Genomic DNA, 25657 nt, shown 5'->3' on the forward strand with positions numbered 1-25657 from the left:
CCGCCTTGAATATGCTAGCTAGCAAACGTGAAGCTCGGCCAGCTAAAAAGCACGGCAATATCCCGCTATAAGGAAAGGTGAAATAAATGAAAATCGAAGCTAACGGTGTGAAGCCGGAAGTGGTAGCGGCTATTGCTGCTGCTGTATATGCAATGGTGGGTACTCGCAAACTTGCGTTACGCATCAAACAAACTAGTAATATCTGGGCCCTTACCGGACGCCAGAAAAACATGAATTGTCATTAATGGGTACCAATAGAGCAGGCTGTTATCCGGTATGGGGTAACTGCCATGAGCATTCTATATATAATGGAGGAATAATAGGATGAAAAAATTTAATATTTCTGTTAACGGTGCTTCTTATCAAGTTGAAGTAGAAGAAGTAGCTGCCGCCGCAGCCGTTGCTCCTGCTGCCAAGGTTGCAGCTCCTGCAGCGAAACCCGCAGCTGCCCCTGCTGCTCCTGCAGCAAAACCGGCTGCCGCTGCTGTAGTAGGTGCTGGAGATACGGCTATCAAAGCGCCGATGCCTGGCAAAATTGTAAGAATCGTAGCGGAAGCTGGCAAGGCAATTAAAAAGGGTGAAGTAATCCTGATTCTGGAAGCTATGAAGATGCAGAATGAAATCACCGCTCCTGTTGCCGGTACCTTGAAATCGGTTAACGTAAATCCGAACCAGGGAGTAAAACCTGGCGAGATTATGGCAGTAATTGGCTAATTAAAGATACGTGCGGTTGTAACCACAGCCGCACGTATTTTTTTTATGAAAAAAATAAAATATGAAAATTCGGCGATTACTGATAAACAAAGGTTTTTCCCAAAAAGCAGCAGGATATGAAAAAGAAATGGTGAAAATAACAAAAACAAATAACGATATTGTCAGAAAAGGAGCTGATTGCTGCTAATGGAATCAATGCAGAAAGCTCTGCCGGGATGCGGCCTAGTGATGGTGATTACCGGCAACGGCAAAGGCAAGACAACTTCGGCTTTTGGCCAGGCACTGCGTGCTATTGGGCAGGGTTATAAAGTTTGTATGATTCAGTTCATGAAGGGCAGAAAATACGGCGAAGTTTTGGCGGCGGAGAAGTGGCTGCCGCAGTTTACCATTATTCAATCCGGTCTTGATACGTTCGTAATGCGGGACGATCCGTCTCCGGTGGATGTCGATCTTGCCAAACAGGGATTTGAAAAGGCTAAAGAAGCGATTTACAGCAAAGAATATAATATGGTGATATTAGATGAACTTAATATTGCCGTTGATTTTAAATTGATTCCCGAGGAAGAAGTTTTAGCGTTAATAAAAAATAAGCCGCCGGAAATCGATTTGGTATTAACCGGGCGCTATGCTTCCGCTAAAATCAGAGACATCGCCGATACGGTCAGCGAAGTGACAGAAGTCAAGCATCATTATTATGCCGGGAAGCAAGAAAGGGCAGGCATCGAATATTAACAACTGGGAGAACCGGGGAATCCGGTATCGCGATATCATATCTGGGGGGGAATTCCGATTGTATACAAAAGAATCATTGGCTAAAGCGAGCCAGGCAAGGACAAACTGGGAAGCGGCAGTGGAGAAAACCGTTGCAAAACATAGCGATCAAAAAGAACAGTGGACGACGGTGTCTGATTTGCCGATAAAGCGCATTTATGGTCCGGAGGACATTCAAAATACCCAGTTTGAAGATATTTCCTACCCCGGGCAGTTCCCTTTTTTGCGGGGAAATCAGCCAACCGGGTATCGGGGAAAGTATTGGACATTTCGCATGTTTTCCGGCATGGGAACGGCGGTGGAAACGAATAAACGCTGGCATTATCTCTTAGCTACCGGCCAAACCGGGTTGAGCACGGCCTTCGATTTTCCCACGTTGATGGGGTATGATTCCGATTCGTCCAAAGCCAGAGGTGAAGTGGGAAAATGCGGCGTGGCGATTGATACTATCGAGGATTTCCAGGATTTGATCCAGGGCATTCCTTTGGATAAAATCAGCACATCCATGACGATTAATCCGCCGGCCACCATATTATGGGCAATGTACTGCGCTGCTGCCCAGCAGCAGGGCGTGCCTCTGACGAAAATCAGCGGCACGATTCAAAATGATATCCTGAAGGAATTTATTGCTCAGAAGACGCTGATGTGTCCGCCGGAGCCTTCGGTCAAGCTCATTAGCGACACAATTGAATTCGGCACGAAGTACGTTCCGAAATGGAATACCATCAGTATCAGCGGCTATCACATCCGGGAAGCGGGGGCCACTGCCGTTCAGGAACTGGCGTTTACACTTCGGGACGGCATTGAATATGTGGAAGATGCCATTCAGCGGAAAGGGCTGCAGGTGGATGAGTTTGCTTCCCGCTTATCCTTCTTCTTTAATTCCCATATTGATTTCTTTGAAGAAATTGCTAAAATGCGGGCTGCCCGCCGGATGTGGGCCAAGATTATGAAAGAGCGCTTTGGGGCGAAGGATCCCCGATCCTGCTGGATGCGGTTTCATACTCAGACTGCCGGCTGTTCATTGACGGCGCAGCAGCCTTACAATAATGTGATTCGGACCGTTACCGAAGCATTGGCTGCTGTTTTGGGAGGAACCCAGTCTCTCCACACTAATTCACTGGACGAGGTCTTGTGTCTGCCTTCCGAACATGCCGTACAGATTGCTCTCAGGACACAGCAGATTTTGGCGGAAGAAACCGGCGTTGCCAATACGATTGATCCTTTGGCCGGTTCCTATTTTGTGGAGTCGCTGACTAATCAAATGGAAGAAAAGGCCTGGGAATATATTCATAAAATTGATGAAATGGGCGGCATGATCAAGGCTATCGAAAAGGGCTATCCTCAGCTGGAAATTTCCGACGCAGCTTATCGCTTTCAGCAGCAAATTGATGCTAAGGAGAAAGTCATGGTTGGCGTGAATAAATATGTGGAAGAGGATGAAAAAGTCGACATTCCCCTTGTGACTATTGATGAATCGGTGGAGGCAGAGCAGTTGAAGCGGCTGGCGGCTGTGAAGAGAAAACGTGACGGCCGTACAGTTGCTGCCTGTTTGAAGGATATTGCCAATGCCTGCAAGAACGGCGATAATGTCATGCCATATTGCATTGAAGCGGTTAAAAATTATGCCACCGTTCAGGAAATCTGTGATGTATACCGGGAAGTCTATGGGGAATACCGCGATCCGGGAATATTCTAATTTATTTTTTAGCTGACTTGAGGAGGTAAGTTTGATGCCAAATAGAACGATTCGTATACTCATCGCCAAACCCGGCCTTGACGGCCATGACCGCGGCGCCAAAGTATTGGCCAGATGTTTTCGTGATGCCGGCTTTGAAGTCATTTATACGGGCTGTCATCAAAGCCCGGAGCAGGTAGCTGCCGTTGCGATTCAGGAGGATGTTGATGTAGTGGGGCTAAGCTGTCTGTCGGGTGCCCATAAATTTCTTTTTCCCGAGGTAGCCAAGCTGCTCAAAGAGCAGGGAGCGGAAGATATCATTGTGATCGGCGGCGGCATTATTCCCGAACAGGATATGCCGGCGTTGTATGAAGCCGGTCTGAAAGCGATTTTTACGCCGGGAACCACATTGGAATCCATTGTTGAGTGGATTAATACCCATGTGACGCCGCAGGTGTGACAGTATGAAGGAATTAAGCAGGAAAGTATTAGCAGGAGACATTCGTGCGGCCTCCCGGCTGATTCGCAATCTGGAAGATCAAATACCGGATACTCAGTTGGCAATGCGGGAGCTATTTACCGCAGCCGGCAGTTCTCATGTGATTGGTATTACCGGGGCGCCGGGCGCGGGGAAAAGCACCTTGACGGATGAACTGATTGCCGCCTATCGTAAAAGGAATAAGACGATTGGGGTGCTGGCGGTGGATCCAACCAGCCCTTTTTCCGGCGGGGCCATTTTGGGCGACAGAATTCGTATGCTGCGCCATTCCGAAGACAAAGGTGTATTTGTCAGAAGTTTGGCAACTAAAGGCTCCCTGGGCGGTTTGTCCAAAGCGGTTGGCGAAGGAATTCATGTGATGGAAGCCTTAAAAAAAGATAAAATCGTGGTGGAAACCTGCGGCGTAGGCCAGCAGGAGGTGGATATTATTAATCACGCCCATACGGTCGTCGTGGTTCTTGTCCCGGGCATGGGCGATGAGATTCAGGCGATCAAGGCCGGGCTAATGGAAATTGCCGATATTTTTGTGATCAACAAAGCGGACCGGGACGGCGCCGGCAAATTGTATCAGGAAGTATTGAATATTGTGGCAATGGCGAAGAAAAGCGGCGAAAGTTCGCCGACTGGCTGGACGATACCGATTGTGAAGGTGGAAAGCGTACTTCAGCCTCATGCGTTTGCCGAGAGTGTTGAAGTTTTAGGCAATAAAATTGAAGAGCATTATCAATACCTGATTAAAAGCAAGGCACTGGTCGCTCGTAAGCGCCGGAAAGCAAAAGCGGAGCTGAATGAAGCATTGTGGGCTGCTCTGTTCCAACCGATAGTAAACAAATTGAACGGAGATGGAGAAATGGAGCAGATGGTAGATCAATTGCTGAACCGGGAAACGGATCCCTACACTTTGGCGGAAGAAGTGGCCCGGCGGTATATTAAAACAGTGAACAACGGAAAGGACGGCGGCAAATGAATTTTACCCCGAAAACAGAAATTGCGATGAGGACCGGGAAACTGCAGCAAAAAATAATTGAGCAGGGACTTGACGGAGCACTCATTTTTTTAAATAGTGATTTATTTTACTTTACCGGCACGGTACAGACTTCATTTTTGTACATACCGGCTGCCGGGGAGCCGGTATTGATGGTGAAAAAAGGGCTGCGCCGCGGCAGTGAAGAGTCGCGGTTGAAGAATATCGTTTCCATCCACAGTCCCAAGAAAATACCTGAAGCCCTGGCTGGATTTGGCTTCACCGATCTAAGCAAAATCGGACTGGAGCTGGACGTATTGCCGGTTAATCTTTATAAACTGTACCGTAAGATTTTTCCTCAGGCCGAGTTGAGCGATATTTCTCCGGCAATTAAAGCGATTCGCGCTATAAAATCTCCTTATGAAATCGAGCTACTGAAGCAGGCTCTGGTTGTATCCGACCAGGCTTTTTCCACCGTGCCTTCTTTACTGCGGGAAGGCATGACGGAGATCGAGCTGGCAGCATTGTTTGAAGCGGAGCTGAGGAAACGCGGCTTTGCCGGCTGCTGCAAAATGCGGGCTTTCAACCAGGAGTTTTTGTTTGGCGATATTTGTACCGGCAGCAGCGGCTTTTACCCCAGTTACTTTGACGGTCCTGTCGGCGGAACCGGTGTTTCCGTCTCACATCCCAAAGGCGCGGGCTGGAAAAGAATCAACCGGAATGAAGTCGTTTATATTGACTATACCTCCATTATTGAAGGCTATACCGGAGATCAGACACGGATTTTCTGTATCGGTGAGCTTTCCCCCCGGATGGTGAAGGCCTTTGAGGCTGCCTTACAGATTGAAGCCGCAGTGCTTAAAGCCATGAAACCGGGGACCTTGGCGGAGGAGCCTTATTTACTGGCGCTTAATCTGGCGGAGGAACTGGGATATAAAGATTATTTTATGGGCTATAAGGACGATCAGGTTAAATTCCTGGGGCACGGGCTGGGACTGGAACTGGATGAATGGCCTATATTCGCCAAAGGTTTCAAGCTTCCGATAGTTCCGGGAATGACCTTTGCCCTTGAACCTAAATTTGTCTTTCCCGAAGGGGCCATCGGCACGGAAAATAGCTTTGTCATGACGGAAACAGGTCCTGAATATTTAAGCATCACTCCGGAAGTTATTACTTATCTGAAAGTGTAAAAATAACAAGAAGGAGAACTTATCATTGAGCAAACCAAAAAGGATTACTTTAAAAGAAGCCGGAGCTTTGGTGCATGACGGGGATCAGATCACTTTTAGCGGTTTTACCATCTGGCGGCGTCCGGTGGCTCTTTGTTATGAACTGATTCGTCAGGGGAAAAAGGATCTCCACTTATTCGAGGTACAAGGCGGCTATCACAGTGATCTATTAGTGGGTGCCGGTTGCGTAAAAATATGGGAAGGCGCCTGGATGGGTCAGGAGATGCTGGGGAAGATAGGCGAAAACTTAGCCAGGAAGCAAATCGATGGTGATATCCTGGTGGATGATTACAGTCATGGGCATACAGTAGGGCGTTTAATGGCCGGGGCGCTGGGGCTGCCGTTTTTTCCCTGCGCACTGGCCATGGGAACCGATATTTTAAATCCGGAATATGATCAACTGGCCAATGCCGGGTTAAGAGACGGCAAGCATCGGAATATTCCGGCCAAAAAATATGTAATAGCTCAGGATCCGTTTTTCGGCCGGAGCGATTGTCTGCTGCTGCCGGCGGTCAATCCGGATGTGGCTTTAGTCTATGCGCCGATTGTCGGCGATGAGGGAACGGTCCGGGTCCTGTCTCAAAGTTACAATGACGCCGAAGTCATTAAAGCTGCCAAAACGGTGATTGTTATTTGTGAAGAAACTGTTCCCGACAGCTATCTGCGCAACGATCCGGCAGCTAATTTGGCTTCCGGTTATGAAATTGACTATGTGGTGGAATGCCCCTGGGCTGCCCATCCTACCGGGTCGCAGTTTTACTATGATTCGGATGCCGATTTTTTAAAATCCTATAACCGGAATGTGCGGGATCAGAAGGCCTTTGATGAATTTGCCGATCAATGGATCTTTGGTGTGAGCTGCCATGAAGAATATTTGGAAAGATTGGGGACGAAGCGGCTGGAAGGATTGCGGGCCAGCTCGATTATGGGTTATTCCAGCAGGATTAAAAGGGGGACAAGAGCATGAAATACTCCGCTGAATACTGCAAGCCCGGTGAGTTTCAACCCATTGATCTGCTGGCGGCTGCGGCCGCCCGGGAAGTTTGCGACGGCGATGTCGTTTTTGCCGGTACAGGACTTCCCATGCTGGCTATTACCTTGGCACAGCATGAACAGGCTCCCAATGCCGTATGCATCTACGAAGGCGGGAGCATTGACGGGAGGCCGCTGAGTTTACCGACGTCTGTCGGCGATGCCCGCTGCACGTACCAGGCATCCAGGGCTTCCGGCTTGTTTGAAGCTTTTTACGGTCAACTGCATTCCGGTTATGTGGATCTTGGTTTTTTAGGCGGCGCTGAAATTGACAAATACGGCAATGTAAATTGTACGGTAATCGGCGATTACAATCAGCCGAAAAAGAGATTTACCGGCAGCGGCGGTAATGCCGATATTTGTTCTTATGCGAGACGAACCGTATTTATTATGGTACAGGAGAAGCGCCGCTTTAGGGAAGAAGTTGATTATGTCACGTCGCCCGGATGGCGGGTTAAAAAATGGCCGTCAGGGGAATGGGCTTCCAAGCAGGAGGTGTACGGGTCGTATTTTAAGGGTGGAGTTTCCACTGTGATTACGGATATGGCCGTTTTTCGTTTTGATGAAACCGGCGAAATGTACCTGGATACCGTCCATCCCGGCTTTTCAGTGCAGGATGTGCTGGATCATGTTGATTTTAAGCTGAATGTAGACCGGGTATCAGGCGAGACGCTGCCACCAACGAAGAAACAAGTGGAATTACTTTACCACGTTATTGATCCGGAAGGGATTTTCCTGCCATAAGCGGATTATGCCGCTTATGGTGATAATTTGCATAGTTCTCCCTATTTACATCTCATGGGTAAATAAGGTAAAATAATAATGGCTGTGAGTCAAGTGTCGGGGAAATGGTTCACCTGCTTTAGGTTTTGATTTTGCAAAATAGTATGGCGGGGGAATTTTTATACCAAAAGTCCTTGCTTTATGCAAGGATTTCTTTTGTTTGTTGTAGAAGCATTACTGCATCGGTAGGGCAGAGTAAAACTGGGAGGTAATAGATTGAGAAGCAGCAGAAGCACAAATTATGGTATAATGGCTCTATTTTTAATTACCGGTGCGGTTTTAGGCGGTATTCTGGGAGAATTTATCGCGGGCTCAGCGACTTTGTCAGGACTGGCACCTTATTTTGTAAAAACGTTTCCCGTTTTTGATATGCCGCCGGTTACCATAAATTTGTATGTGATTAAGCTGGTCGTGGGGTTTGCCTTATATCCGAATTTAATCAGTATTTTGGGAATGCTAGTAGCAATTCTGTTGTTTCGGCGGTTCTAGCATTTCAGCTGTAGATAAACCGGGAGGTTACTATGACAATCATTCTGGCGTCCGCTTCACCAAGACGGCGGGAGTTATTAGAGCAGGTGGGCTGTGAATTCAGCATTATTACCAGTGATGTGGAAGAAGACAATACCCGTCAGATGATGCCGGCGAAGCTGGCAGTAAGTCACGCTCAGGCGAAAGCTTTGGCGGTGGCGTCAACCCTGTCCCGGCAATCTGTCGTGATTGGCGCGGATACGATAGTGGTCTTTGGCGGAAAAGTGTACGGTAAGCCCGCGGATGGGGCGGATGCGCGTCGCATGCTGCTGAATTTAGCCGGAAAAGATCATCAGGTGATTACCGGAATTGCTGTAGTGAAGGGTGAAAATCTTTGGACGGACGTTGCCGTTACTGCTGTACGGCTCGCCGACCTGACTGCGAAACAAATTGAAGCATATGTTAATACCGGTGAGCCTATGGACAAGGCCGGTGCTTATGCCATTCAGGGAAAGGGAGCTCTTTTTGTGGAATCCATCCAGGGTTCGTATTCCAATGTTGTGGGGCTGCCTTTAAAGACATTAGCGGATTTGCTGAAAAAGGCGGGTGTCAGTTTATTGTGAACGATACTGTTAAGCCACTTATGATGAAGGAACTACCGGAGGATGAGCGCCCGCGGGAGAAAATGCTTATCCACGGGGCACAGGCTCTGAGTAATGCGGAGTTATTAGCGATACTGCTTCGTACCGGGACAAGACAGGAGCCGGTGGTCAGTCTGGCTCAGCGGATTTTAAAAAAATTTGAGGGGGACGGACTGTCGGCCCTGGCTGCAGTCAAGCCTCAGGAATTAAGCCAAGTCAGAGGCGTGGGACCGGCAAAGGCAGTCACCGTTATGGCTGCAATTGAATTGGGAACGCGGCTTCAATCCCAGGCAGCTGCCCGCCGTCCGGTGATTCGCTCGCCGCAGGATGCGGCGGATCTCATGATGGCCCGGCTGCGTTATGAATCCCGGGAGCACTTTATGGTGTTGCTGTTGTCAACGAAAAATCATGTGATTGCAACATCGGTAATATCAGTAGGCAGTTTAAACGCTTCGATTGTTCATCCCCGGGAATTATTTCGGGAAGCGATTTGTTATTCGGCGGCAGCGGTTATTTTGATCCATAATCATCCCAGCGGCGATCCTGCGCCAAGCCAGGAAGATATTGTTTTGACGAAAAAATTGGTGGAAGCCGGGCAATTGTTAGACATTACTGTTTTGGATCACGTAATTATTGGGGATAATAGGTATGTCAGCCTAAAAGAAAAGGGAATAATAGGATAGCATTTGAGTTGCCGGCTTTAGAGAATAGTTTGGAGCTGTAATGGAAAGGGGTCGTTTTTTATGAAGCTGTTTGGATCATTGTCCCGGGATATGGGGATAGACCTTGGCACCGCCAACACTCTGGTGCATGTAAAAGGAAAGGGGATTGTCCTTAGAGAACCTTCTGTGGTTGCGATTCAGCGGGATACCGGTGAAGTACTGGCCGTGGGTGAAGAGGCAAAGCAGATGATTGGCCGGACTCCGGGAAATATTGTGGCCATCCGGCCGCTGAAGGATGGCGTAATTGCTGATTTTGATATTACTCAGTCTATGCTGAAATATTTTATCAGACGTTCGATTGATACAAAGTCTTTTATTCGCCCGCGGGTTGTTGTCGGTGTGCCATCAGGCGTAACGGAAGTGGAAAAAAGAGCAGTGATTGATGCGACGATCCAAGCCGGGGCGCGGGAAGCATATCTGATCGAAGAACCAATGGCGGCTGCCATTGGCGCCGGGTTGCCTGTTCATGAACCAACCGGCAACATGGTGGTCGATATCGGCGGCGGGACGACGGAGGTAGCGGTTATTTCTCTGGGAGGAATTGTTACCAGCCGTTCCATACGTATCGGCGGTGATGAGATGGATGAGGCAATCGTGCAATATATTAAGCGGACGTACAATCTGATGATTGGTGAGCGGACCGCCGAGGAAGTCAAGGTTGCTATCGGTGCGGCTATTGTACCGGAAGTGGAGGAGTCCATGGATATACGGGGACGTGATTTAGTGACCGGTCTGCCCAAGACACTGACGATTCGGGCCGGTGAGGTACAGCAGGCTTTGAATGAGCCGGTTACGGGAATTATTGAAGCCGTAAAAGTTACTTTGGAGAAAACTCCGCCGGAGCTTGCTTCCGACATTATGGATCGGGGGATCGTCATGACCGGCGGCGGGTCGCTGCTTCGGGGTCTGGATCGTTTATTGAACAAAGAGACCGGCATGCCGGTTCATATTGCGGAAGATGCCTTGTCATGTGTGGGAATTGGTACCGGTAAAGCATTAGAAAGCATTGACTTATTAAAACGTGTGCTAATGTCCCCCAAAAAGCTGGGGTAAGATAGGAGAGAGGAGCCGAAATTGTGGGAGCTTTTAACAAAAAGACGGTCGTCTTGGCGGTGACTATAGTAACCGTCTTTTTGCTGGCCATTTCTGCGGTCCATGGTAAATATCAGTTTTCCTATATGGAGAAAGTGATTACAACGATTTTGGCACCGGGTGAATATGTTTTTTCTCGGATAGGGTTTGGATTCCGGCGAGTCGGATTATTTACCGGTGAAATGATGACGGTATATCGTGACAATCAGACGTTACGGTCGGAAAATGAACAACTCCGTCAAAATAATCTAAATATTAGCGAGATCGTGGCAGAAAATACGAGGCTGCAGGCGATGCTTGCTTATAAGACGGGGACGCCGCAATTTGATTTAGTGCTGGCGAAAGTGATTGCCCGGGATCCGGGAACCTGGACCAGCATTATTGTAATCAATCGTGGCTCTGCCGATGGCATTACCAAGGATATGCCGGTGGTTACACCTCAGGGGCTGGCGGGGAATGTAATCCGTGTTTACAGCAATACGGCTAAAGTGCAGTTGCTTCTGGATCCTCGCAGCGCGGTGGGAGCCTTGGTTCAGCGGCCGGAATCGAGAGTGGCGGCTATTGTGGAAGGCAATGGGGCGAGTCCTTTTGTCCCAAGAATGGTGAATGTGGCCCGGGATGCCGATATTATTAACGGCGATCAGATTATTACCTCCGGTTTTGGCGGGATTTATCCGAAAGGGCTGCTAATAGGGGAAGTCGTTGATGTAGTTAATGAGGAAGGCGGTTTATTAAAATATGCTATTCTGAAGCCGGCAGTGGATTTTGATCGACTGGAAGAAGTCTTTGTGATTATACGTTCACGGGAACCGGTACCTGTTTTACCGGCAGCTCCCTCTGCGCCCCAGGGAAGTCAAAATGGACAAAAGACACTTTTGCCGCAAGGGGCGAAAGGCCAATGATCGTGCTGATGTGGACAGGAGTACTCTTAGTGGCTGTTATTTTGCAGTCAACCATTTTGCCGCTGCTTGCAGTTCACGGCGTGTGGCCTGATTTATTGCTGCTGGTAGTAGTGTCCTCCAGCTTGTTGCTGGGCAAAGAACATGGTGTGGGAATTGGCTTTTTTGCCGGTTTGATCCAGGATTTGGCCTCGGGAAATATTTTTGGCCTGAATATCCTTTCTAAGCTGGCTACCGGTTATTGTTTCGGACTGGCGGAACGCAAGGTATTTAAGGATCATATTTTGCTGCCGGTAATAATGGTCGCAATGGCCACGTTGTTTAATGGCGCCATTATGCTGGCGGTGCTGTTTGTATTGGGTTATCAGGTGGACATTTTACCGGCGGTGCGGCATAAGATACTGCCGCTTCTGTTCTATAATATGGTTTTTTCCATTCCAATTCATCAGATTGTCTATCGTTTAAGCCGAATACAAAAAAACTGATTCATGTATGCAGGAGAGGAGGGCGATTGCCGTGCAGGGTAAGCCTTCAAGCCATCGGTTAGATATATTGGCCTTCATTGTGATTTTCGTATTTTTAGCGCTTATCGGTCGATTGAGTTATCTGCAGGTTGCACAGGGCAGCTATTATGGGCGGCTGGCAGATGGCAATCGCATCCGTCTTATTCCGGCTATGGCGCCGCGAGGTATTTTTTATGATCGCAACGGGATACCTTTAGTGTCCAATCGTCCTGGCTTCACCGTATCTATTTTACCGATAACCGGTCCGGTGGCGGAAGACGTTATTACAAATTTAGCGGAGATACTGGGAATCGGCAGTGATGAGATTCACGCAAAACTGGCACAGCGTTCAGGTTCTTTTGAGCCGATTCGCATTAAGAATGATCTTGGACCGGAAATTGTCACTAAAATTGAGGAGCGGCGCAATGAGCTGCCGGGTGTAGTCATTGAAATTCAGCCCATCCGCAATTATGTCAATAATGAACTGGGTGCCCATATTTTTGGCTATGTTAGTGAAATCAACGATGTTGAGCTGAAGCAAGGAAAAGCCCAGGGATATAAATCCGGCGACATTATTGGCAAATTCGGCCTGGAGAAGGTATATGATCATGAATTGAGGGGAGTCGACGGCGGCGGCCAGGTGGAAGTCGATGTTACCGGCCGGCCGGTGCATGTGCTGGGGAAGAAGGAACCGGTTCCCGGCGATAATCTGGTTCTAACCATTGACAGCAGGATACAAAAAGCCGCTGAAAAAGCAATCGACGAGCAGCTCAGCTATCTGCAGACGAAAACCGAGAATGTGAACGCTAAGGCTGCGGCTGCGGTAGTCATTAATCCGAAAACCGGTGAGATACTGGCTATGGTAAGCCGGCCGACATTCAATCCCAATTTGTTTTCCGGCGGAATTTCTTCCAAGGATTGGAATGCCTTAAACAGCAATCCTTATCATCCCATGGATAATAAGGTTATTTCCGGGGAATATCCCCCTGGATCTACATTTAAGATTGTTACCGGAGCTGCCGCGTTGGAACTGGGGAAAGTGACGCCGGAAGAAAAAATTTTAGATACCGGTCATCACTGGCTGATTCCTAAGGGGAATTCTGAGGGAGAAGCTCTGGGATGGATTGATTTTAAAGTAGCTCTGGCAAAATCGGATAACGTTTATTTTTACGAAATGGGCAATCGTCTGGGGATTGACAACCTGGAAAAATATGCCCGGATGTTTGGCCTGGGAGCGGTAACCGGCATCAATCTGCCGGAAGAAACGGACGGATTGGTGGCCAATCGGCGTTACAAAGAGAAGGTATATAAAGAAGACTGGTATTTATCGGAAACTTTTGATGCTGCTATTGGTCAGGGGTTTCAACTGGTAACACCGCTTCAAATGGCAGTATTAATGGGCGAAGTGGCCAACGGAGGTCATCGTTACCGTCCGTATTTGGTTAGCAAAATTACCTCTGCCAGCGGGGATCCCTTAAAAATTTTTGCCCCCGAAGAACTGGGGCAGATCACTCTTTCCGATGAAACACTTACTCTGATTCGCCAGTCACTGCGGGAGGTGGCAGAGGAAGGGGGTACGGCGGGCAGTCTGTTTCATGATTTTCCTATCACCATAGCCGGTAAAACCGGTACGGCGGAAAACCCTCACGGTCGGGATCATGGCTGGTTTGTGGCCTATGCACCCTTTGATGATCCCCGGGTAGCGGTTGTGGTTATTGTTGAACAGGGAGGATTTGGTACCTCTTCTGCTGCTCCTATTGCCAAAAAGATATTAGAGGCGGCTTTTAATGTTAATCAGCCGGTTACCGAGGCTGTCAAAGTCTATCGACCGAACACTGCAATATAGCAAGTTTTTCGGTATTGTATTGCAGGAGAATTGGTAAATAAAGCGAATTTTAGAATCATGTGAACTATATGGGACATGGCAATTATTAGGAGAACGATATGGGTGACAGCGTTGTATTTAAAGGCAGAAAAAATGGTTTGCAGCTAATTATTAATGAGTCGGTGGAGTTTGAAGAGATTGTCGGACAATTAAAGGCTAAGCTGGAGGCTGCTGCGGATTTTTTCAGTACCGGGGCTGCCGTGCAGGTACCGTCGGCAGAACGGCTGCTTTCACCGGAGCAACAAAATGAATTGCAGCAGGTGTTTAGCGAGCATGGCCTTATCTGGCAGGAATCGACGCCAGCAGAGCTTCCGGCAGGCAGCGGACAAGAATCCCAGGCTGATTCAGACGCAACGGAGAAGTCTCAGACACTCATTGTTGCCAGAACGATTCGCGGTGGACAGGAAGTAACCCATAGCGGTATGATTGTCATTTTAGGTGACGTAAACCCAGGTGCGAAGGTGGTCGCCGGCAGGGATATCGTTATTCATGGGGCTTGTCGCGGTGTTGTTCATGCCGGGGCATTTGGCGATACGAGTGCAACGATAACCGCCAACCAGCTGCTGGCATCTCAAATTCGAATTGCCGGACTGATTGCCAGAGCGCCGGATCATCTGGATAAACCGGCCTATGTAGAAACGGCACGAATTCAGAATGGTATTGTGCTCATTGAACCAGCGAAATAGGAGGGCTTCCAGCATATGGGTGAGGTAATTGTTATAACTTCAGGCAAAGGCGGTGTTGGCAAGACAACGACAACTGCCAATCTGGGTACCGGTTTCGCTTTAATGGGGAAAAAAGTTGTATTGGTGGATGCCGATATCGGGCTGCGTAATCTAGATGTGGTTATGGGGCTGGAGAATCGCATTGTGTATGATCTTGTGGATGTGACCGAAGGAAACTGCCGTTTGAAGCAGGCTTTAATTCGGGACAAGCGTTATGAGACACTTTATTTGCTGCCGGCTGCCCAGACCAGGGATAAAACTGCCGTCAATCCCGATCAGATGCGGTTGCTGTGCCAGGATTTGGCTCAGGAGTTTGATTACGTTCTTATCGATTGTCCTGCCGGGATTGAACAAGGTTTTAAAAATGCTATTGCCGGCGCCGACCGAGCCATTATTGTGACTACGCCGGAAGTTTCGGCGGTTCGTGATGCGGATCGAATCATCGGCTTGCTGGAGTCGGAAGGGAAAAGCAATCCTAAATTGATTGTCAATCGCATCCGGCCTCAGATGGTAAAAAAAGGGGACATGATGGATATTGACGATATTATCGAAATTTTGGCGGTCGATTTATTAGGAATCATTCCGGAAGATGAGTATATTGTCATTTCCACCAACCGGGGAGAACCGGCCATTACCAATCCGGTTTCGACGGCGAGTACTGCCTATAAAAACATTGTCCGCCGGCTGATGGGAGAGAATGTTCCCTTAATGACTTTTGAGGTTCATGACGGATTCTTCGATAAACTGAAAAGAATATTTGGATTTTAGGGGGGGGATAACTGTGCTTGAGCTAATACGAAAATTGTTCGCTAAGGAGTCAGTCGGCTCGAAAGATATTGCGAAGGAACGTCTCCGCCTGGTATTGGTTCATGACCGGGTCAATGTATCGCCGCAGTTTATGGAAGTCCTCAAAGATGATATGATCAGAGTGATTTCAAACTACATGGAGATCAACGAGAAGGATATGGAAGTGAATCTTACCAATACCAAAACATCAGTGGCACTGATTGCCAATATTCCGGTAAACCGGATGAAGCGGGGTGTTATTTCCGATGATTAATCATCTGAGGACACAGAAGCACAGACTTCTGTGTCTCATTTTTTTGCCACTGCAGCAACCTCAATTTGATTACCGCGCCGTGCAACGTAAGGTGAAAGGGAGGACAGGATGCTAACCGCAGAGAGCGCAGAGAGATATCGGCTGAAATGATGGTATTGCCACTGGACGTGAAGGGGAAATACTATTATAATGAGAAAAGATTTATTCGATTCATTTCATTTTAGAGGAAGCGAAAGGTATATGCAATCATGCTGAATCGGCGGTTGTTAAGAAATCTGGACTATGTAACAATAGTGATGACCGGCTTACTGATTTTAATCAGTCTGGTTATTATCGGCAGTGCCACCCACGTGAATGCACCCAGTGAGGATCGGTACTGGTATGTGCAGCGCCAGGGTATCTTTGCAGTCGTTAACATTTTTATTATTTTTGTTATGCTGCATTTTGATTACCGATCATTAGGCAGAGTTGCCAATATTTTATATGGCATTAATTTGGTAATGCTGTTGGCCGTTATGCTTGTCGGGCAATCAGCCCTCGGGGCCCAGCGCTGGATTCAGCTTGGACCGATCAGCATCCAGCCGTCGGAGTTTTCCAAGCTGATTATGATTATTTCTTTGGCGAATCTTTTGGATAAACGTGCCGGGAAATTAAATTCTTTTCGCGAGATTATTCCGGTATTCCTTTATGTTGGCGTTCCTTTCCTGCTGGTATTAAAGCAGCCGGATCTGGGAACATCGCTGGTATTTCTGGCAATTTTATTTGGCATGATTTTTATTGCAGGGATCAGTACTCGGCATTTGATGATAATATTTGGTGCCGGAATTGCTGTTATGCCGATCTTTTGGCACTTTCTCAAAGATTATCAGAAAAAACGGTTGACAGTGTTTATTGATCCCAATGTGGATCCTTTAGGCTCCGGTTACCATATTATTCAATCCAAAATTGCTATCGGCTCCGGCATGCTGTTCGGCAAGGGATTGTTCGGCGGTACGCAAAGTCAGTTGAACTTTCTGCCGGAAAATCATACCGACTTTATTTTTGCCGTTATTGGCGAGGAACTGGGATTTGTCGGCGCGGTTTTGATATTACTGATTTATTTTGTCCTTTTATATCGGGGTATTAAGATTGCCGGCTTGGCCAGAGATAACTTCGGCACTTTGCTGGCTACGGGAATTACTTCCATGCTGACTTTTCATGTCTTGGTGAATGTCGGTATGACGGCGGGAATTATGCCGGTAACGGGAATCCCCCTGCCCCTTATGAGCTATGGAGTCAGCGCTTTGACAACAAATATGATCAGTATCGGCATTTTGTTAAATATATATATGCGGCGGCAGAAAATTTTGTTTTAAATAAAAATGCACGACCGAGGGGTTGTGCATTTTTACGTTATAAAAATAAGGATTTGTCATATACATTTGAATAGAAGTATGGGCTGTGGGGTGGCGTATATGGCAAAACCGTGGAATCGATGGCAAAATCACTGGGAAACCAGGGAGCCCTGGCAGTACCGGGGAGAAGAAGATGACTACGGCTGGCTGAAACGGTCGGTAACGGCGATCTTGCTTTTTACTGTAATTTATGGGGCGCATGTGTCGGATACCCGCCTGGGCCGCGCCATTGACGACGGAGTTCACTATGTATTGACGGTGGACACCGATTGGGGCTATTTAATGAGTCAGGCAGCGAATTATGCCCCCAAGGATATGGATTTATCGGCGTTAAAGCGAGTTCAAACCACAGTTTCCCAGCCGGCCGATCCTTTGCAGTATATGAGTAAGCCGGTCACCGGTAAAATTACGGCGAAGTATGGCTGGCAGCAGCATCCGGTTTTAAAACAAGAGATGATGCACGAGGGAATTGATTTTGCAGTACCATTAGGCACCAGTGTACGGGCCAGTGCGCCGGGACAGGTTAAAATGATTACCGACAGCGCTCAGTTCGGCAAAGTGCTGATTCTTCAACACAGCCAGGCAGTAGAAACTTTGTATGGGCATTTGGGGGAGGTATTGGTGCAGCCTGATGATATGGTGAGTCAGGGACAGGTAGTGGCCAAAGTCGGCAAGACGGGAATGACTTCCGGTCCCCTGCTCTATTTTGAGGTTCGGGAAAATGGAAAAGCCGTGGATCCATTAACCCGGCTGAAAGGCGATTTTCCGGTCGAAGAGAGGAAGTGAAGTTTTGCGGACCGGCAGGATACATGGGATCCAATTGGTTTTAAATCATTGGTTTTTAGGTTTGATTTTATTGTTTACTTTAATGGGGCTGGGTGGAAAGGTGCTGGTGGTGTTTAGTGCGGTATTGTTTCACGAATTGGCTCACGCATTAACTGCGATGGCACTTGACTTTACTGTAAGGGAAATTGAACTGTTGCCTTTTGGCGGTGTTGCCCGTATTGATGGTCTGGGGCAGGCCGGCTCAGGGGATGAAATCAAAATAGCGGCCGCCGGGCCAGCTGCCAGTCTGGTTTTGGCGGCCGTTGTATATTTAAGCATGCAAAAACTGATCGGGTGGGGAGAGTTACTGGGATTTTATTATGAAGTCAATGTTATGTTGGCATTGTTTAACCTTATTCCGGCGCTGCCTTTAGATGGCGGCCGCATTTTGCGTGCTTATCTGGCGCGGCAGGGAAATTATAATCGGGCTACGCATATAGTGGTTAGAATTAGTTATTTTCTCTGTTTGATACTGGTGGGCTTGGCTGGCTATAGCTATTTAAGCAGCGGTACTATTAATCTGACCTTATTTATTGCCGCTGTTTTTCTTTATGTGGCAGGGAAAAAGGAACAGGCTGTGGCCGGGTTTCGAACCCTGCGGCTATTTGCCCATAAAAAAGCAAAATTGCAGCGGCAAGGGTTGATGATGACAAGACAGATTACGGCGCTGGAGACGGCCAGAGTGAAGGATGTTGTCCAATGCTTTCAAGCCGAATACTACTATATGGTGGTGGTGGTGGATGGCAAGCTTCGCTTCTGCGGCATGATAACGGAAACGAAAATTTGGGAAGAGCTGCCGGAGCGGGGGTTATATAGCCGGATTGGCGATTTAATCTAGGGAGGACCGGCAGGATTTTTTTTTATTATGTAGAACCTAAGGTAGGATATTCGGACTAAAGTTTGGATATTTTTGGGTAAGATATAGGTAGAATGGCAATCAATAGTTTGGAGGTAACACATGATTACGCTTGATCCCGCTATTTTAAGCCGGGTAGCCAAACCGGGACGTTATACCGGTAATGAATGGAACAGCATCATCAAGGATCCGTCCCAGGTGGGGATTACTGTGGCACTGGCATTGCCGGATGTATATGAAGTCGGTATGTCAAATCTGGGTCTGAAAATTTTATATCAAATTATCAATAACCGGCCGGATGCCGCGGCAGAAAGGGTTTATGCGCCATGGGTGGATATGGAGGCGGAAATGCGACGGTATCATATTCCGCTGTTTACCCTGGAAAGTAAGCGGCCGGTGCAGCATTGCGATATCATCGGATTTTCGCTTCAGTACGAGCTAAGTTATTCCAACGTACTCAATATGCTGGATTTATCCGGCATTCCCCTGCTGGCAGCCGACAGGGAAGACAAGTTTCCTTTGGTGATTGGCGGCGGTCCCTGCGCGTTTAATCCTGAACCGGTGGCGGCTTTTTTTGACTGTTTCGTGATCGGCGAGGGCGAAGAAGTGATGGAGGAAGTGATTGAAACAGCAGCGGATTGGAAAAAAGCAGGCAAAGCAGGCGGCCGCACGGCTTTATTAAAACAATTGGCCGGTTTGAAAGGAATTTATGTACCATCATTATACAGCGTCAGTTATGCTGCTGATGGTACGGCAGCGAAGGCTGCGGTCAACTGCCCGGAAGCAAAGCCGGTGATTGCCAAACGGGTGATCCGGGACTTGAATCAGGTGGAATTCGCCACCCGGCCGGTAGTTCCTTACCTGGACATTGTGCATGACCGGATTATGCTGGAATTATTTCGTGGCTGCACTCGAGGCTGCCGTTTTTGTCAGGCGGGGGTTATTTATCGCCCGGTCAGGGAAAGACGGCCGGAAATTCTGCTGCAGCTGGCTCAGGAACTGGTTGATAGCACCGGATATAATGAAATGTCCCTGACCTCGCTGAGCTCGGCCGATTATTCTTGCTTGCATCAGCTTGTTCAAGCCTTAATTGAAAGATTTAAAGAGCAGGGGGTCAGCGTGTCGCTGCCGTCACTGCGAATTGACAGTTTTTCCGTGCAGTTGGCCCAGGAAGTGCAGCAGGTTCGTAAAAGCGGGCTGACGTTTGCGCCGGAAGCGGGTACACAGCGTCTGCGGGACGTAATCAACAAAGGGGTAACGGAAGAAAATTTGATGACTGCGGTGGGAGCTGCTTTTGGCGCCGGCTGGTCGGCCGTAAAGCTTTATTTTATGATTGGCCTGCCGACAGAGACCGATGAGGATATTGAGGGGATTGCTGCATTGGCTTACCGGGTGCTTGATTTGTACAAGACGGTCAAAGGGCGCCGGGGTGCTAAAGTAACGGTCAGTGTGTCTTCTTTTGTTCCTAAGCCCCATACCCCGTTTCAGTGGTTTGGACAAAACTCTCCTGCCGAGCTGGAAAGAAAGCAGCAGTTATTAAAATCACGGCTGAGAGACCGGAATATTTCCTTCAACTGGCATGATACCCGGACCAGTTTATTGGAAGGGGTATTTGCCAGAGGCGACCGGAGCCTTTCCCAGGTGATTCTGGCTGCCTGGCAGCATGGCGCTAAATTTGACGGCTGGTCGGAGCACTTTAAAAGTGATGTTTGGCTGGAAGCTTTTCGGTCTGCCGGACTGGATCCTTATTTTTATGCCGGGAGAGAGCGGAAACCTGATGAAATTTTCCCGTGGGAGCATATTACCTGCGGTGTGGACAAGACCTATTTGCAGGAAGAATATCAGCGGGCACTGGCCGGAGCGGCAACGGGTGACTGCCGGCGGGATGATTGCCGGGGTTGCGGTGTTTGCCCGGGTCTGGGAGTAGAGGTATTGGATTGGGGGGAGCAGGCCAATGGCTAAGCTGCGGGTCAAAATCACGAAGGGGGAAGAAGTACGCTATATCTCCCATTTGGATTATGCGGGGGCTATTGAACGGGCCATACGCCGGGCCAACCTTCCCGCCGCCTATTCGGCAGGCTTTAATCCTCATATGAAATTATCGTTTGCCTCGGCTTTAGGACTGGGGGTAACCAGTGAAGGCGAATATATGGATGTGGAGTTCACCGCTGCAGTCGATCCGGTTATGGCGCGAAATAAACTAAATGACAGTCTGCCGCCGGGAATTTTTGTCAAACAATCCGGCTATGTGGATGACCGCAGTCCGGCGTTAATGGCGGTGGTCAATTTAGCTGAATACCGCATCCTGGCGCCGTTGGCGGCTGGAACTGAATTTTGTGATGTTCAGGCAAGTCTGAGACGGTTTCATTCTGCCGACGAAGTGAACTATATCCGGGAATCACCGAAGAAAAAACGGGAAATTGATCTGAAACAGTTTCTGGTTCAGGATATAGCTGCGGCAGCTGCGGGCGAGGCCGTCCGGCTGTCCATGGCCATTAAGATTACGCCGACAGGCAGTGTAAAGGCCGGGGAAGTACTGGCTGCGTTGGTTGCACAGTTTGATTTGCCGGTGGTGCAGGACAGTGCTTTGATTCACCGGGTCGGATTGTACATTGCGAATGAGACTGTACGCAGTTTACCATTGCCATAATCGGTAAGGGAGGATCAGTATGACAAAAAAGATTGTGGTCAACGTTGTACCGGAAGAAACCAGAATGGCCTTGCTGGAAGACGGTGAATTACTGGAAGTTTCGGTGGAACGGACGGAAAGCGGACATATTGTCGGTAATATATACAGAGGGAAGATTAAAAACGTGTTGCCGGGGATGCAGGCTGCCTTTATCGACATTGGCCGGGAAAAGAATGCGTTTTTGTATATCGGCGATATATTCCCTCATGCTTCCTCCCGGTTGTCGGCCATGGACGAGGTGCTGACTGCCGGACAGGATATTATGATTCAGATTGTCAAAGACGCTATTGGCACGAAAGGTCCCAGAGCTACAACCCATCTTACTTTACCGGGCCGTTATGTCGTTTTAATGCCGACAGTCGATTATATCGGCATTTCCCGCCGCATTGAATCGGAAAAGGAGCGGGAGCGGCTCAAAAAACTGGCCGAAGCCGTTCGGCCGTCCGGTATGGGATTGATTGTCCGAACAGTGGCCGAAGGAAAAAGCGAAGAGGACTTGCGCAAAGATGTGGAATACCTGTTTAATCTGTGGAATGCGCTGATTTCTCGGAATAAGCGGGTTCATGGGCCGGTACTGCTTTACCGCGACGTTGATTTAGTCATCCGCATTGTACGGGATTATTTGTCGGCTGATGTCGAGCAATTTATTTTGGACAATCGGGAAGCTTATGGGCGGGTATGCGATCTGCTGAAGTTTATTTCACCGGAATTACTGTCCAGAGTTACCTTGTATGAAGGCAGTGAGGATATTTTTACTCAATTTGGCCTGGAAGATGAAATTACCAAATTGGGGCAGCGGCATGTCTGGCTGAAATGCGGCGGTTATATTGTAATCGATAAAACGGAAGCTCTCACGGTGATTGACGTGAATACCGGTAAATTTGTCGGTCGTACCAATTTGGCGGATACAGTGTTTCAGACCAATTTGGAAGCGGCCGGCGAGATCGCACGTCAGATTCGCCTGCGGGATATTGGCGGTATTATCATTATTGATTTTATTGATATGGATAAAGCAGAGCATAAACAGGCTGTTCTGGACACTCTAGGGGAAAAGTTGAAAAAAGACCGGACAAAGACCAATGTGATTGGACTGACCGGATTAGGATTGGTGGAGATGACCCGAAAGAAATCCCGGCAGAACCTGGAAGGAACGCTGTACAGTGAATGTCCCTGCTGCGAAGGACGGGGCAGGATTCAGTCGCCGGAAACGGTAGTCATCAATTTGCGGCGTGAACTGCGGCGACTTCAGGCCGGTAACCGCCTGGAGGGGCAGATAATGATTCAGGTTCACCCTTATGTTGCCGCTGCTTTGGAACGCCGGGGGGAACTTGCCGGCATGGAGCGGGAATTGGCCAGGAAAGTTTCGGTTAAAGCCGTGCCGGATATGCATCCGGAAGCCTTTTCTTTTTTACTGGAACATGAAGAAGAGTCCGGCATTGACAAACAATGATCGGTATGTTAACATTTACTATTGTAGGCGATTGGGCTTACATTCCCGAACCGCACGGAGAGGTCTTCTAAACCATCTGGATTTTTCGGATGTACCGTATCCGGCGAGTTTAACTGTAAGGGAGGTGTAACAATGTACGCAATTATCGAAACCGGTGGCAAGCAATACCGGGTGAGTGAAGGCGATGTTCTCATGATTGAGAAAATCGAAGCAAGTGAAGGCGAAGCTGTGGAATTTGAACGGGTTCTTACTGTTGTCAAAGACGGCGAGGTTGTTCTTGGCAAGCCGGTAGTAGCCGGTGCCAAAGTAACAGGTAAAGTGTTGGCTCAGGGAAAGAATAAGAAGATTTTGGTATTCAAATATAAGGCAAAATCCAATTATCGTAAACGCCAGGGTCATCGTCAGCCGTTTACGAAAGTGGTTATTGAGAAGATTGATGCTTAAATCATGGTTAAAATAGAGATTGTGCGAAATTTGGCCGGAGCCATTACCGGTTTTTCTGTTAAAGGTCATACGAATACGGCTCCCCATGGAGAAGACATTGTCTGTGCCGGTGTGTCGGCGTTAACACAAACGGCGGTGCTTGGTCTGCAAGAGCATTTAGGACGCAGCTGCAGGCTGGATATTGCCAGCGGCAGGCTTTGTCTGGAACTATGTGATGCTCCTGACGGGTTAACCGGTGCGATTTTGGAAACAATGGTTTTGGGTTTAGCGGAAATTGCCAAAATGAATTCGCAAAGTGTTCATATTTTAGAACACAGGAGGTGAATTGCGAGATGTTTAATTTTGATTTACAGCTATTTGCTCATAAAAAAGGTATGGGCAGTACGCGCAATGGTCGTGACAGTGAGTCCAAACGCCTTGGCGTAAAACGTCACGCCGGTGAGGTGGTAACTGCCGGCAGCATTATCGTCCGCCAGCGAGGCACTCACTTCCATCCCGGACAGAATGTGGGAATCGGTAAAGACGATACCCTGTATGCAAAGATTGCCGGTCGCGTATCCTTTGAACGTAAAGGCCGCGAAGACAGGCAAGTCAGTGTGTATTCAGTGGAAGAAGCAATCTAACATGCACCTGCGGCTGCAAAGGCCGCAGGTATTTATTTTTTTAGGAAAAGGGATTTTTCATTTTCGGGGCGAAACCTATAGTAATTTTATCTTGTGAAATTTTGCTAAGGAAGGAAATGATGGCCTATGGAACAAGAATCAGCAGACCCAAAGGTATGTGATGAATTAGTAAGACTGCTCAGAGTTCAGCGCCATGATTTTATTAATCACCTGCAAGTTGTTCATGGGATGCTGCAGCTTGGCCGTACGGAAAATGCCATGGCCTATATTGAAAACCTGGCGAAAGATCCGAGCTTGATTACCGATCAAATCCGGGTGCATATTGCGCAGACTGACTGCAAGCGCAATGTTTGACGGGAGTGTATTTTTTTCTTCAACCGCGCATATTACATACATATAGTTTTTCGGGTGATAACCTAAAGGAGTAAAAAATGTTTATTGATAGAGCAAAAATTCGTGTGAAGGCCGGTGACGGCGGCAATGGTATGTCCAGTTTTCGCCGGGAAAAATTTGTGCCGAAAGGCGGCCCAAGCGGCGGCGACGGCGGCCGCGGCGGTGATGTAGTATTGCTGGTTGATTCCAATATGAACACCTTGATTGACTTCCGTTATAAACGGAAGTTTGCTGCCGAGGGGGGAGGAAACGGTCAGGCCAAAGATATGCATGGCCGTAAGGCGGAACCCCTGATTGTCAAGGTCCCGCCGGGAACGATTGTCAAGGACGAATTGACCGGCGAAGTCATCGCCGACTTGACCGCAGAGGGTCAGCAAGCAACTGTGGCCAAAGGCGGCCGCGGGGGAAGGGGCAATGCCCGATTTGTTTCCAGTTCTCATCGGGCGCCTACTTTTGCCGAGAAGGGTGAACCGGGAGAAGAAAGTTCGCTGTTATTGGAATTGAAATTATTAGCGGATGTAGGCTTGGTAGGATATCCCAGCGTGGGAAAATCCAGTATTATAGCGAAAGTATCATCGGCAAAGCCGGATATTGCCGCTTACCACTTTACGACGTTGACGCCGGTGCTGGGTGTCGTAAGCCTAGATGATGGACATAGTTTTGTTTTGGCCGATATTCCCGGCTTGATTGAGGGTGCCAGTGAAGGAGTCGGTTTGGGCCATGATTTTCTGCGGCATATCGAGCGGACCAAAATTATTATTCATGTACTGGATGTTTCCGGGCTGGAGGGCCGTGATCCCGTCGAAGATTATCGGAAGATTAATCATGAACTGAAATTATATAATGAACGATTGGCAACCCGGCCCCAAATTGTGGCTGCCAACAAAATGGATTTGCCTGAAGCCCAGGAAAACTTTAATAGGGTAGCTGAGTTTATGGCTAAAGAGGGGCGGGAAGTTTATCCTGTATCGGCTGCAACCGGGGAAGGACTGCCCCGGTTGATTCAGCGGGCATCCCAACTGCTGGCCGAATATGTGGAAGAACCGGAAACTGCCGTAGAAACAAAAGTGTATGAGGCAAAACCGGAAGAACAGTTTACCATCAGCCGGGACGACGACGGAGCCTATGTTGTCTGCGGCAAAAATATTGAGAAACTGGTAGCCATGATCAATTTTGACAACGACGAGGGTCTGCGCCGGTTTCAACTGATTTGGCGCCGGCTGGGTATTGACGAGGTTCTGAGAGCACAGGGAATCAAAGAGGGAGATACGGTACGCATTCGGGATATGGAATTTGAATTTAAAATGTAGGAGGCAAT

Annotated in this window: 30 protein-coding genes; all 30 read left to right on the forward strand. The window is 48.4% G+C overall.

Going from position 1 to position 25657, the window contains the following annotated elements:
- Positions 1-86 precede the first annotated feature (86 nt).
- The 30 genes from ABFC84_17160 (at position 87) to obgE (ending at position 25649) form a co-directional block, all read left to right on the forward strand.
- Positions 87-245, forward strand: a complete 159-nt coding sequence (locus ABFC84_17160) for a hypothetical protein (GenBank protein ID MEN6414469.1) — start codon at positions 87-89, stop codon at positions 243-245.
- Between the two features lie 79 nt (positions 246-324).
- A complete protein-coding gene (locus ABFC84_17165) occupies positions 325-714 on the forward strand; it encodes a biotin/lipoyl-containing protein (GenBank protein ID MEN6414470.1) in 390 nt (129 codons plus the stop codon).
- Positions 715-900: 186 nt separating this feature from the next.
- Entirely contained in the window at positions 901-1446 is a 546-nt protein-coding gene (locus ABFC84_17170; GenBank protein MEN6414471.1) for a cob(I)yrinic acid a,c-diamide adenosyltransferase, read from the forward strand.
- Positions 1447-1504: 58 nt separating this feature from the next.
- Positions 1505-3184: a methylmalonyl-CoA mutase family protein gene (locus tag ABFC84_17175; GenBank protein ID MEN6414472.1), complete on the forward strand. Its 1680-nt coding sequence runs from the start codon at positions 1505-1507 to the stop codon at positions 3182-3184.
- A gap of 34 nt (positions 3185-3218) precedes the next feature.
- Positions 3219-3623, forward strand: a complete 405-nt coding sequence (locus ABFC84_17180) for a cobalamin B12-binding domain-containing protein (GenBank protein ID MEN6414473.1) — start codon at positions 3219-3221, stop codon at positions 3621-3623.
- Between the two features lie 4 nt (positions 3624-3627).
- The gene (meaB, locus tag ABFC84_17185; protein MEN6414474.1) at positions 3628-4629 is read left to right on the forward strand and encodes a methylmalonyl Co-A mutase-associated GTPase MeaB; all 1002 of its coding nucleotides are present in this window, start codon (positions 3628-3630) and stop codon (positions 4627-4629) included.
- Positions 4626-5816 (forward strand): Xaa-Pro peptidase family protein, encoded by a 1191-nt coding sequence (locus ABFC84_17190; GenBank protein MEN6414475.1) that lies wholly within the window; start codon positions 4626-4628, stop codon positions 5814-5816. Before meaB ends, ABFC84_17190 begins: the two co-directional genes overlap by 4 nt.
- A 25-nt stretch (positions 5817-5841) precedes the next feature.
- Positions 5842-6822 carry a CoA-transferase gene (locus ABFC84_17195; protein MEN6414476.1) on the forward strand — a complete coding sequence of 327 codons (981 nt, stop codon included), beginning with the start codon at positions 5842-5844 and terminating at the stop codon, positions 6820-6822.
- Positions 6819-7631: a CoA-transferase gene (locus tag ABFC84_17200; GenBank protein MEN6414477.1), complete on the forward strand. Its 813-nt coding sequence runs from the start codon at positions 6819-6821 to the stop codon at positions 7629-7631. The genes ABFC84_17195 and ABFC84_17200 overlap by 4 nt, the downstream gene beginning before the upstream one ends.
- Before the next feature lie 255 nt (positions 7632-7886).
- Entirely contained in the window at positions 7887-8159 is a 273-nt protein-coding gene (locus ABFC84_17205) for a DUF4321 domain-containing protein (protein MEN6414478.1), read from the forward strand.
- 32 nt (positions 8160-8191) lie between these two features.
- Entirely contained in the window at positions 8192-8761 is a 570-nt protein-coding gene (locus tag ABFC84_17210) for a Maf family protein (protein ID MEN6414479.1), read from the forward strand.
- Entirely contained in the window at positions 8758-9462 is a 705-nt protein-coding gene (gene radC / locus ABFC84_17215; GenBank protein ID MEN6414480.1) for a DNA repair protein RadC, read from the forward strand. The genes ABFC84_17210 and radC overlap by 4 nt, the downstream gene beginning before the upstream one ends.
- A 60-nt stretch (positions 9463-9522) precedes the next feature.
- A complete protein-coding gene (locus ABFC84_17220; GenBank protein MEN6414481.1) occupies positions 9523-10554 on the forward strand; it encodes a rod shape-determining protein in 1032 nt (343 codons plus the stop codon).
- A gap of 23 nt (positions 10555-10577) precedes the next feature.
- Complete coding sequence (gene mreC / locus ABFC84_17225; GenBank protein MEN6414482.1) at positions 10578-11495, forward strand: rod shape-determining protein MreC; 918 nt, start codon at positions 10578-10580, stop codon at positions 11493-11495.
- 8 nt (positions 11496-11503) lie between these two features.
- Positions 11504-11977 carry a rod shape-determining protein MreD gene (gene mreD, locus ABFC84_17230; protein ID MEN6414483.1) on the forward strand — a complete coding sequence of 158 codons (474 nt, stop codon included), beginning with the start codon at positions 11504-11506 and terminating at the stop codon, positions 11975-11977.
- Positions 11978-12008: 31 nt separating this feature from the next.
- Positions 12009-13841 (forward strand): penicillin-binding protein 2, encoded by a 1833-nt coding sequence (mrdA, locus tag ABFC84_17235; protein MEN6414484.1) that lies wholly within the window; start codon positions 12009-12011, stop codon positions 13839-13841.
- Positions 13842-13939: 98 nt separating this feature from the next.
- Positions 13940-14566, forward strand: coding sequence for a septum site-determining protein MinC (gene minC, locus ABFC84_17240; GenBank protein ID MEN6414485.1), 627 nt, complete (start codon positions 13940-13942; stop codon positions 14564-14566).
- Positions 14567-14581: 15 nt separating this feature from the next.
- A complete protein-coding gene (gene minD / locus ABFC84_17245) occupies positions 14582-15373 on the forward strand; it encodes a septum site-determining protein MinD (GenBank protein MEN6414486.1) in 792 nt (263 codons plus the stop codon).
- Between the two features lie 13 nt (positions 15374-15386).
- A complete protein-coding gene (gene minE, locus ABFC84_17250; GenBank protein ID MEN6414487.1) occupies positions 15387-15665 on the forward strand; it encodes a cell division topological specificity factor MinE in 279 nt (92 codons plus the stop codon).
- Positions 15666-15913: 248 nt separating this feature from the next.
- Positions 15914-17020: a rod shape-determining protein RodA gene (gene rodA / locus ABFC84_17255; protein MEN6414488.1), complete on the forward strand. Its 1107-nt coding sequence runs from the start codon at positions 15914-15916 to the stop codon at positions 17018-17020.
- A 99-nt stretch (positions 17021-17119) separates the two neighbouring features.
- Entirely contained in the window at positions 17120-17845 is a 726-nt protein-coding gene (locus tag ABFC84_17260) for a M23 family metallopeptidase (GenBank protein MEN6414489.1), read from the forward strand.
- Between the two features lie 4 nt (positions 17846-17849).
- Positions 17850-18722: a M50 family metallopeptidase gene (locus ABFC84_17265; protein MEN6414490.1), complete on the forward strand. Its 873-nt coding sequence runs from the start codon at positions 17850-17852 to the stop codon at positions 18720-18722.
- A 120-nt stretch (positions 18723-18842) separates the two neighbouring features.
- Positions 18843-20702, forward strand: a complete 1860-nt coding sequence (locus tag ABFC84_17270; protein ID MEN6414491.1) for a TIGR03960 family B12-binding radical SAM protein — start codon at positions 18843-18845, stop codon at positions 20700-20702.
- Positions 20695-21390 carry a TIGR03936 family radical SAM-associated protein gene (locus tag ABFC84_17275; protein ID MEN6414492.1) on the forward strand — a complete coding sequence of 232 codons (696 nt, stop codon included), beginning with the start codon at positions 20695-20697 and terminating at the stop codon, positions 21388-21390. Before ABFC84_17270 ends, ABFC84_17275 begins: the two co-directional genes overlap by 8 nt.
- Positions 21391-21409: 19 nt before the next feature.
- Positions 21410-22879 (forward strand): Rne/Rng family ribonuclease, encoded by a 1470-nt coding sequence (locus tag ABFC84_17280; GenBank protein ID MEN6414493.1) that lies wholly within the window; start codon positions 21410-21412, stop codon positions 22877-22879.
- A 132-nt stretch (positions 22880-23011) separates the two neighbouring features.
- The gene (gene rplU, locus ABFC84_17285; GenBank protein ID MEN6414494.1) at positions 23012-23323 is read left to right on the forward strand and encodes a 50S ribosomal protein L21; all 312 of its coding nucleotides are present in this window, start codon (positions 23012-23014) and stop codon (positions 23321-23323) included.
- A gap of 3 nt (positions 23324-23326) precedes the next feature.
- A complete protein-coding gene (locus ABFC84_17290; protein MEN6414495.1) occupies positions 23327-23647 on the forward strand; it encodes a ribosomal-processing cysteine protease Prp in 321 nt (106 codons plus the stop codon).
- An 8-nt stretch (positions 23648-23655) separates the two neighbouring features.
- On the forward strand, positions 23656-23946 hold the full coding sequence (rpmA, locus tag ABFC84_17295) for a 50S ribosomal protein L27 (protein MEN6414496.1): 291 nt from the start codon (positions 23656-23658) through the stop codon (positions 23944-23946).
- Between the two features lie 126 nt (positions 23947-24072).
- Positions 24073-24300, forward strand: coding sequence for a Spo0B domain-containing protein (locus ABFC84_17300; GenBank protein MEN6414497.1), 228 nt, complete (start codon positions 24073-24075; stop codon positions 24298-24300).
- Positions 24301-24377: 77 nt separating this feature from the next.
- Positions 24378-25649 (forward strand): GTPase ObgE, encoded by a 1272-nt coding sequence (obgE, locus tag ABFC84_17305; GenBank protein MEN6414498.1) that lies wholly within the window; start codon positions 24378-24380, stop codon positions 25647-25649.
- The last annotated feature ends 8 nt before the right edge of the window (positions 25650-25657 follow it).

The organism is Veillonellales bacterium (assembly GCA_039680175.1).
In the GTDB taxonomy this organism is placed as follows: domain Bacteria; phylum Bacillota; class Negativicutes; order JAAYSF01; family JAAYSF01; genus JBDKTO01.

Excerpts from the sequence above, each read along its gene's own strand:
- ABFC84_17160 (MEN6414469.1), top strand. The coding sequence starts at position 87 with ATGAAAATCGAAGCTAACGGTGTGAAGCCGGAAGTGGTAGCGGCTATT.
- ABFC84_17165 (MEN6414470.1), top strand. The coding sequence starts at position 325 with ATGAAAAAATTTAATATTTCTGTTAACGGTGCTTCTTATCAAGTTGAA.
- ABFC84_17170 (MEN6414471.1), top strand. The coding sequence starts at position 901 with ATGGAATCAATGCAGAAAGCTCTGCCGGGATGCGGCCTAGTGATGGTG.
- ABFC84_17180 (MEN6414473.1), top strand. The coding sequence starts at position 3,219 with ATGCCAAATAGAACGATTCGTATACTCATCGCCAAACCCGGCCTTGAC.
- meaB (MEN6414474.1), top strand. The coding sequence starts at position 3,628 with ATGAAGGAATTAAGCAGGAAAGTATTAGCAGGAGACATTCGTGCGGCC.
- ABFC84_17190 (MEN6414475.1), top strand. The coding sequence starts at position 4,626 with ATGAATTTTACCCCGAAAACAGAAATTGCGATGAGGACCGGGAAACTG.
- ABFC84_17200 (MEN6414477.1), top strand. The coding sequence starts at position 6,819 with ATGAAATACTCCGCTGAATACTGCAAGCCCGGTGAGTTTCAACCCATT.
- ABFC84_17210 (MEN6414479.1), top strand. The coding sequence starts at position 8,192 with ATGACAATCATTCTGGCGTCCGCTTCACCAAGACGGCGGGAGTTATTA.
- ABFC84_17220 (MEN6414481.1), top strand. The coding sequence starts at position 9,523 with ATGAAGCTGTTTGGATCATTGTCCCGGGATATGGGGATAGACCTTGGC.
- mreD (MEN6414483.1), top strand. The coding sequence starts at position 11,504 with ATGTGGACAGGAGTACTCTTAGTGGCTGTTATTTTGCAGTCAACCATT.
- minC (MEN6414485.1), top strand. The coding sequence starts at position 13,940 with ATGGGTGACAGCGTTGTATTTAAAGGCAGAAAAAATGGTTTGCAGCTA.
- minD (MEN6414486.1), top strand. The coding sequence starts at position 14,582 with ATGGGTGAGGTAATTGTTATAACTTCAGGCAAAGGCGGTGTTGGCAAG.
- rodA (MEN6414488.1), top strand. The coding sequence starts at position 15,914 with ATGCTGAATCGGCGGTTGTTAAGAAATCTGGACTATGTAACAATAGTG.
- ABFC84_17260 (MEN6414489.1), top strand. The coding sequence starts at position 17,120 with ATGGCAAAACCGTGGAATCGATGGCAAAATCACTGGGAAACCAGGGAG.
- ABFC84_17270 (MEN6414491.1), top strand. The coding sequence starts at position 18,843 with ATGATTACGCTTGATCCCGCTATTTTAAGCCGGGTAGCCAAACCGGGA.
- ABFC84_17275 (MEN6414492.1), top strand. The coding sequence starts at position 20,695 with ATGGCTAAGCTGCGGGTCAAAATCACGAAGGGGGAAGAAGTACGCTAT.
- ABFC84_17280 (MEN6414493.1), top strand. The coding sequence starts at position 21,410 with ATGACAAAAAAGATTGTGGTCAACGTTGTACCGGAAGAAACCAGAATG.
- rplU (MEN6414494.1), top strand. The coding sequence starts at position 23,012 with ATGTACGCAATTATCGAAACCGGTGGCAAGCAATACCGGGTGAGTGAA.
- ABFC84_17290 (MEN6414495.1), top strand. The coding sequence starts at position 23,327 with ATGGTTAAAATAGAGATTGTGCGAAATTTGGCCGGAGCCATTACCGGT.
- rpmA (MEN6414496.1), top strand. The coding sequence starts at position 23,656 with ATGTTTAATTTTGATTTACAGCTATTTGCTCATAAAAAAGGTATGGGC.
- ABFC84_17300 (MEN6414497.1), top strand. The coding sequence starts at position 24,073 with ATGGAACAAGAATCAGCAGACCCAAAGGTATGTGATGAATTAGTAAGA.
- obgE (MEN6414498.1), top strand. The coding sequence starts at position 24,378 with ATGTTTATTGATAGAGCAAAAATTCGTGTGAAGGCCGGTGACGGCGGC.